The 7,707-nt window shown below is 63.7% G+C and carries 7 protein-coding genes; 1 reads left to right on the top strand and 6 read right to left on the bottom strand.

What is annotated here, in order from left to right; genetic code table 11:
* Window positions 1-51 precede the first annotated feature (51 nt).
* On the top strand, window positions 52-1,677 hold the full coding sequence (locus VFL62_RS09170; RefSeq protein WP_325172061.1) for an FMN-binding glutamate synthase family protein: 1,626 nt from the start codon (window positions 52-54) through the stop codon (window positions 1,675-1,677).
* A 129-nt stretch (window positions 1,678-1,806) separates the two neighbouring features.
* On the opposite strand, the gene VFL62_RS09175 is transcribed toward VFL62_RS09170, so the two are convergent.
* From VFL62_RS09175 to VFL62_RS09200, 6 genes are all read right to left on the bottom strand, one after another.
* Window positions 1,807-3,111 carry a nitrate/sulfonate/bicarbonate ABC transporter ATP-binding protein gene (locus VFL62_RS09175; RefSeq protein WP_325172055.1) on the bottom strand — a complete coding sequence of 435 codons (1,305 nt, stop codon included), beginning with the start codon at window positions 3,109-3,111 and terminating at the stop codon, window positions 1,807-1,809.
* Between the two features lie 10 nt (window positions 3,112-3,121).
* Complete coding sequence (locus VFL62_RS09180) at window positions 3,122-4,855, bottom strand: ABC transporter permease subunit (RefSeq protein ID WP_325172056.1); 1,734 nt, start codon at window positions 4,853-4,855, stop codon at window positions 3,122-3,124.
* A 24-nt stretch (window positions 4,856-4,879) separates the two neighbouring features.
* Window positions 4,880-5,617, bottom strand: coding sequence for an MgtC/SapB family protein (locus VFL62_RS09185; RefSeq protein ID WP_325172057.1), 738 nt, complete (start codon window positions 5,615-5,617; stop codon window positions 4,880-4,882).
* A gap of 311 nt (window positions 5,618-5,928) precedes the next feature.
* Window positions 5,929-6,960, bottom strand: coding sequence for a CDF family Co(II)/Ni(II) efflux transporter DmeF (dmeF, locus tag VFL62_RS09190; RefSeq protein ID WP_325172058.1), 1,032 nt, complete (start codon window positions 6,958-6,960; stop codon window positions 5,929-5,931).
* 7 nt (window positions 6,961-6,967) lie between these two features.
* Complete coding sequence (locus tag VFL62_RS09195) at window positions 6,968-7,246, bottom strand: metal/formaldehyde-sensitive transcriptional repressor (protein ID WP_325172059.1); 279 nt, start codon at window positions 7,244-7,246, stop codon at window positions 6,968-6,970.
* 78 nt (window positions 7,247-7,324) lie between these two features.
* The coding region (locus VFL62_RS09200; RefSeq protein WP_325172060.1) for a creatininase family protein at window positions 7,325-7,707 on the bottom strand (383 nt) is incomplete at its 5' end.

The following is a 7,707-nucleotide window of genomic DNA, read 5'->3' on the forward strand; positions in this document are numbered from 1 at the left end:
ACCGTTGCCGCCGATATCGTGGTTCGGTCGGCAAATCCGTTCGAGGGCCCCATGGAAACATTGATGCTGCCGTTCTCGCCGCGTTTCATCGTTCTGACGATCTGCGCTGTGGTGACGGCGCTGCTGCTCGGCATCGGTATCGTCGATCACAAGGCGTTCGACCTGATTCTCATACCGCTTGTGATCTTCGCCGCGCTCACGCTGCTCGGCATTCGCGACCTGACGCAGAAGAGCCACGCGGTGTTGCGCAACTATCCGATCTCGGCGCACTTGCGCTTCCTGCTCGAGGAAATCCGTCCCGAGATGCGGCAGTACTTTTTCGAGAGCGAGAAGGACGGCATGCCGTTCTCGCGTGATACCCGCGCGGTGGTCTATCAACGCGCCAAGATGGTGCTCGACAAGCGGCCATTCGGCACTCAGGAGGACGTTTATCACGAGGGCTACGAATGGATTCACCATTCGGTGGCGCCGAAGGTTCATGAGAACCAGAAATTCCGCATCACCATCGGCGGGCCGGATTGCAGCAAGCCTTATTCCGCATCGGTGTTCAACATCTCGGCGATGAGCTTTGGCGCGCTGAGCCCCAACGCGGTGCGCGCGCTCAATGCGGGCGCCAAGAAGGGCGGCTTCGCGCACGACACCGGCGAGGGCGGGGTCAGCCCCTATCACCGCGAAAATGGCGGCGACATCATCTGGGAAATCGGCTCCGGCTATTTCGGCTGCCGCCATCGCGACGGCAGCTTCGACCCGGACGAGTTTGCCCGCATTGCCGCCGACGATCAGATCAAGATGGTGGAACTCAAGGTCAGCCAGGGCGCCAAGCCGGGCCATGGCGGGGTGCTGCCGGCGGCCAAGGTCTCGGAAGAAATTTCGCGGATCCGCGGCGTTGCCATGGGCGAGGATTGCATCTCGCCGGCGACGCATCGGGCGTTTTCCACGCCGCTTCAGATGATGGCTTTCATCGCCGAGATGCGAGAATTGTCAGGCGGCAAGCCGGCCGGCTTCAAGCTCTGCGTCGGTCATCCCTGGGAGTTCCTGGCGATTTGCAAGGCGATGCTGGAGAGCGGGATCTATCCCGATTTCATCGTCGTCGATGGCAATGAAGGCGGCACCGGCGCGGCCCCGCTCGAATTCATGGATCACATGGGCATGCCGATGCGTGAGGGTGTCAATTTCGTCCATAACGCGCTGGTCGGCATCAATGCGCGCAATCGTATCCGCATCGGCGCCTCCGGCAAGATCGCGACCGCCTTCGACATGGCGCGCGCGATGGCGATCGGGGCCGACTGGTGCAATTCCGCGCGCGGCTTCATGTTCGCGCTCGGCTGCATCCAGTCCCTGAGCTGCCACACCGACCGTTGTCCGACCGGGGTGACGACGCAGGACCCCTCGCGCAACCGTGCTTTGGTCGTCCCGCACAAGATCGAGCGGGTCTACAATTATCACCACGCGACGCTGCATGCATTGGCCGAGTTGCTTGCCGCCGCGGGCCTCGATCATCCGCAGGACCTGCGGCCGATCCATTTTTCGCAGCGGACCTCGACCACCGAGGTGCAGACTTTCGCCAGACTTTATCCGTCGTTGCGGCCGGGCGAATTGATCGACGGCACCAGCGATCCGCGCTTCGCGGACGCCTGGGCGATGGCGCGCGCGGACAGCTTTGCGCCGGTGATGTAGCGGGCGCCCGCTTTACCGCCCGTCATACCCCGCGAAAGCGGGGTATCCAGTACGCCGCGAATTTCCGATCCGCTCAGGCGTCTCTGGAATACCGGGTCACCCGGTCAAGCCGGGCGACGACGGCCGGGGCTAGTGCGGATTTTCCAGGCTGAAGGTTTCGGACTGCTCGTCGTAGGCGAACAGCTCGGCGTAACGCCCCCAGGAGATGATCGTCTTCAGCGTCTCGTCGGCCGCGCCCTCGCTCATATAATCCTCCAGCTCGACCCGGAACCGCGCCTCGGGCGCGGCATGCGAGGGCCGCTCGTCCAGCACGCGCTTGATCAGACCGACCACCGGCACGTAGGTGGTCATATGCTCGGCAAACAGCCGTTTGCGCGCGTCGGTCTCCATGGTGGCGAACCGCTTGCCGGCATCGGTCAGCATCAGGTCGCCTTCGCTGAGCTGCGCAAAGCGCAGCAGTTGCAGGGATTCGCCGAGGTGGAACAATTCGTCCGCCTCGAGTTGCAGGTGGCCTGCAAGCACCGGCAAGTCGGCATGTCCGTTATAGGGCGGGGCCGCCAGCGTCTCGATCAGGCCCGAGAGCAGGTTGGACGAGACATGGTTGAGGATCATGCCGACGCCGGTGCCCGGAATACCTTCGATCGCGGGGGCCTTCGGTTCGGGCCGCTGGGTCATGCGGGCGTAGATGCTGTCGACCAATTGCCGGAAGGCCGGGTCGAGGCGGTTACGCGGATGCGCAAAGTCGACCTTGATCTCGCCGGCGACGCGGCCAGGATTGGAGGAAAACACCAGAATGCGATCGCACATCAAGACCGCTTCCTCGATGTTGTGCGTCACCATCAATACCGATTTGATCGGCAGGCGGCCTTCGATCCAGAGGTCGATCAGGTCGGTGCGCAGCGTCTCGGCCGTCAAGACATCCAGCGCCGAGAACGGCTCGTCCATCAACAGCAAGTCCGGATGCACGACCAGCGCGCGCGCGAAGCCGACTCGCTGCCGCATGCCGCCCGACAACTCCTTCGGATAGGCGGATTCAAACCCGTCCAGACCGATCAGGTCGATGGCCGCCAGCGCCCGCTTGCGGCGCTCGGCGCTGTCGACGCCCAGCGCTTCAAGGCCGAGCTCGACATTTTGCAGCACCGTCAGCCAGGGAAACAGCGCGAAGGACTGGAACACCATGGAGACGCCGTTCGGGGGGCCGGCGATGGTCTCGCCCCGGCATTTGGCATCGCCTGCCGACGGCGTCACCAGGCCCGCAATGATGCGGAGCAACGTCGATTTGCCCGATCCGGAGCGGCCGAGCAGCCCGACGATTTCGCCGGAACGGATCGTCAGGTCGACCTTTTCAAGGACCAGGATTTCCTCGCCGCTTCCTTTTGGGAAGGAGCGGCAGACGCCACGGATATCGAGCAGATTGGCTTGCGTATCGAGCATGGGACTTTCCTTATCCGAGGCGAAGGCGGCGTTCTCCGAAGGCATAGAGCGGCCTCCAGAGCAGACGATTGAACAAGGTGACGAGGACGCACATCACGACGATGCCGAGCACGACGCGCGGGAAATCGCCGGCTTCGGTGGCCTGCGCTATATAGGAACCCAGTCCCCTGGCTGTCAGGTGGGTATTACCCCAGCTTGCGACTTCCGCGACGATCGAGGCATTCCAGGATCCGCCCGAGGCGGTGATGGCGCCCGTGATGTAATAAGGGAAGATGCCCGGCAGGATCGCCTTCACCCACCACCGCCATCCCTTGAGATGAAAGCTGCCGGCGGCCTCCCGCAAGTCGGTCGGAAAGGCGCTGGCACCGGCGATGACGTTGAACAGGATGTACCACTGGGTCCCGAGGATCATCAGCGGGCTGAGCCAGACGTTGGCGTCGAGGCCGTAGCGGACGATGATCGCAACGAAGACCGGAAAAGCGAGATTGGCCGGAAAGGCGGCCAGAAACTGCGCCAGCGGCTGCACGCGTTCGGCGAGTTTGGGCCGAAGTCCGATCCAGACGCCGATCGGCACCCAGATCAGCGAGGCCAGCGAAATCAGCACGACGACCCGCGCAAGCGTGAGAAAGCCGTCGCCGATGGCGGTGAAGACGTCCGACAGGTTCAGCGTCGCCGACATGAATCGGAAGGCGCGCCAGGCCGCATAAGATGTTGCCACCGCGATCACCGCCAGCCAGAGCGCATCGATCACGCGCGATGAAGCGCCCGAGCTGAACGACAGCCGCAGTCCCTTGGGCAGCCTCACCCGCAGATTCGAAAATACCTTATTCGTCGCAGCGAACGGAGCGGTGATCGCCCGCAGGGCGCGCGTGCGACGAAACAGGTCGAGCATCCACGAGGTCGGCGGTTCCCCAGAGGCGGTCTGCTCGAAGCGGAACTTGTCGGCCCAGGCCACCACGGGACGAAACAGAAACTGATCATAGGCGATGATCACGAGCAGCATGGTCAGGATCGCATAGCCGATCGCCGGCAGGTTTTGCTTTTCGATTCCGAGCGCGACATAGGAGCCGATGCCGGGCAGGGTAACCGTGGTGTTGCCGACGGTGATCGCCTCCGAGGCCACAACGAAGAACCACCCGCCGGACATCGACATCATCGTGTTCCAGATCAGGCCGGGCATCGCGAAGGGCACATCGAGCCGCCAGAACCGCTGCCATGGCGACAGATGAAAGCTCTTGGAGGCCTCGTCGAGGTCCTTGGGCACGTTGCGGATCGACTGGTACAGGCTGAACGTCATGTTCCAGGCCTGGCTGGTGAAGATCGCAAACACGCAGGCAAGTTCGGCGCCGAATACCTGTCCCGGAAACAGGTTCAGAAAGAAGGCGACGGTAAAGGTGAGAAAGCCCAGGATCGGCACCGACTGAAGAATATCGAGCAGCGGAATTAGCACCATCTCGGCGCGGCGGCTCTTGGCGGCGAGCGTGGCATAAACCAGCGTGAAGACGATCGAGCACACGATCGCGAGCAGCATGCGCATGGTGGTGCGCAAGGCGTAGAACGGCAGGTGGATCGGGTCGAGCGACACCGGCGAGGCGTCGAGCGCCGACAGCGGCAGCGTGGTCTGCTCGCCGCCATAGACGATCAGCACCATCGCGCCGGTGACGAGGATGAGCGCGACCACGTCGAAGACGTTCGGCCGAAGCGCCTGCCCGAGCCTTGGCGTTAGAATGTCATTCAGCGTCATGCGTACTGCCTCTCATGCGACCCGTTATTCCAGAACCGGCGCGACGCTCCAGCTCGCCGCCGAAACGGTCGGCTCAAGGCTGAGGCGGCCGACCACCTGTTCGAGCACGGCATCGTTCTTGGCCTGCGAGGTGAGCAGCGCCGTCACCTCGACGCGTCCGGCTTCCTCGATATCGTTGCTGTCGAGCTGACGCAGGCTGAGTTGACCGTTGCCGGTGCTCTGCAACAGCAGCGCGCGGATGTGGGCCTCTTCGGGGCTCCGGCAGACCACGCGCACGCTGTAGCGGAAATCGGTCTCCGTCTGTACGATCGGCTGCTGGTTGATGAGCCGGACCACCGGCCGCAGCGTCAGATTGACCAGGACGACGAAGGCCGTCGCGGCAGTCGCGTGCAGCGGATGGCCGCTGCCGGCGAGCAGCCCGACCGCCGCCGAGCACCACAGCGTCGCCGCGGTGTTGAGGCCGCTGACCTGGAGTCCTTCGCGGAAGATGATGCCGGCGCCGAGAAAGCCGATGCCGGAGACGACTTGGGCGGCGACGCGGGTCGGACTTCCGTCGTTGGGAAACAGGCTTTCGAACACGACGAAGCTCGCCGCGCCGATCGCAACCAGCGTGTTGGTGCGCAAGCCCGCCATTCGCTGCCGCCACTGCCGTTCGAATCCGATGCAGGCGCCGAGCAACGTCGCAACGGCGAGGTTGAGCGCGGTCTGTTCGATCGACGTGATCACGGCCACACCCCGCTCCAGCGTCGCCGATCTGGGCATGGCCAAGCGCGCGCACCCGACAGGCACGGCGGAATTGTTGGGCTGTTCTTGTCGAACATCGCTCGCCTCCACGTCCGCGATTCACGCGGCAGGCCGGTGAGCGACAGCCGGCCTAGGTGCGGCCGTCCATTCTCACGTGGCGAAAGCCAGCGCGATCGATTCTGAATGTTGCCGGCGACGCATGCCCTGATACCGACGGGACGACGTCGCCGAAGGTGGTACTACCCATATCCGTTTTGTCAGGATTGAAGGATTTGTTTGACATTCATGTAACAGTGACGAGCGGCACCTACGCCCGGTTCCATCGGCTGTCAACCGCTGATTTCCGAGAGGTGGTGGACTTCGACGGTGACGTGCGAGAGACCTTCAAAGCGTGCCAGTCGCTTGCGGTAGTGAGCCGCCTGGCGCTGGCCGGGCGTCGCGACCGAAACGATGGCGCCAAGATGGCCCGGTCCCAGCCGCCAGAGGTGAAGGTCGATGATGCGGTCGCCCTCGCTTGCGATCGCCGCTCTGATCTTCGCTGCCAAGGCGGGATCGGGCATCCGGTCAAGCAGGATAGCGCCGGTATCGCGCAGGAGGCCGACCGACCAGCTCGCGATCACCAGCGCGCCGATCAAGCCTGCGAGCGGGTCCATCCAGAGCCAGCCGAACGCGCGTGCCAGCAAGAGGCCGATAATGACCAGCACCGAGACCGCAGCATCCGCCATCACGTGAACGACGGCGGCGCGCATGTTGTTGTCGCGATGATGCCTCTCGTCCGCGTGATCATGGCTGTCGTGATGGTGATGATCGTCGTGATCATGATCGTGCGGATGGTCGTGATCATGGTCGTGGTCATGGTGATGCGCATGATGGTGCGCGTGACCATGCCCATGATCGTGGCCGCCGGAAAGCAGCCAGGCGCTGGCAACATTGACGAGCAGCCCGAGTGCGGCGATCGGAATCGCCTCGTTGAACGCGATCGGGACCGGATCGAGGAAACGCGTGATGGCCTCGTAGGCGATCAGGAGCGCGATCATCGCCAGCACAATGGCGCTGGAATAGCCGGCGAGGTCGCCAAACTTGCCGGTTCCGAAAGTGAAGCTGGCATCGGAGGCATAACGGCGGGCGTAGGTGTAGGCCAGCGCGGCCAGCAGTAGCGCACCGGCATGGGTCGACATATGCAGGCCGTCCGCGATCAGCGCCAGTGAGCCGAACAAGGCGCCGCCAACGATTTCGGCCACCATCATCATAAGGCAGAGAACAATGACCGCCCAGGTTCGCCGTTCGGCGCGCGCGTGGTCGCGGCCGAGAAACACGTGGTCGTGCTCCCAGAGTTCAAGGGCGGGGCCCGGCTCGGTCATGTTTGCCTCACTTCAGGTAGGTGTGGACCACGTCGATCAATTGATCGGCCGCCTCGGCATTAAGCGCACCGGGATTCCTGCCGGGGTCAACCAGGTGGGTCCGGATATGATCCTCGACCACCTCCGCCATCAGCCCGGCGACACTGCCGCGAATGCCCGCGATCATGTGCATGATGCGCTCGCATTCGGTCTCTTCGATCAGCGCCCGTTCGATCGCCTCGACCTGGCCGCGGATACGACCGACCCGCGCGAGCAGCTTCTTCTTTTCCTTGATGGTGTGCGACATGGCTGCCTCATAGGATACCCCCCTATCCTATGTCAAGGATCGGCGGAACGGGGCGCTGCCAAGTAGCGCCGGTAGTGATCAGGCTTGCGGGCGGTTGGACAGAAGCTTCAGGTCGAACCGGTCGACGTCGTCGAGCAGTTCGCAGAAAGCCTTGGCGCCCTGTTCGATCAGGCGCTCGCCTTTCTCGGACGACGCCAGCGTGGCATTGCCCACGGCCCCGCTCGGATGCAGGTCCTGGGTCTGCCAGGCAAAGGGCGCCGGGCGCTGGGCGGACAGCCAGCGAAAGTTCTTTTTCATGTCGATGGTCGAGGCACGGAAATCGGCGAGCGCCTCGCGTTTCACCTGCGCATGGTATCGCGCCAGCATGATCGAGGTCTCGACGGCGCCGCCGTGAATGCCGTGCTCGACTTCCTCGGCGGGGAACAGCGTCTCGGCGGCCGAGAGCCGCCCCCATGAGGTGG

Source organism: Bradyrhizobium sp., assembly GCF_035701725.1.
In the GTDB taxonomy this organism is placed as follows: Bacteria; Pseudomonadota; Alphaproteobacteria; order Rhizobiales; family Xanthobacteraceae; genus Bradyrhizobium.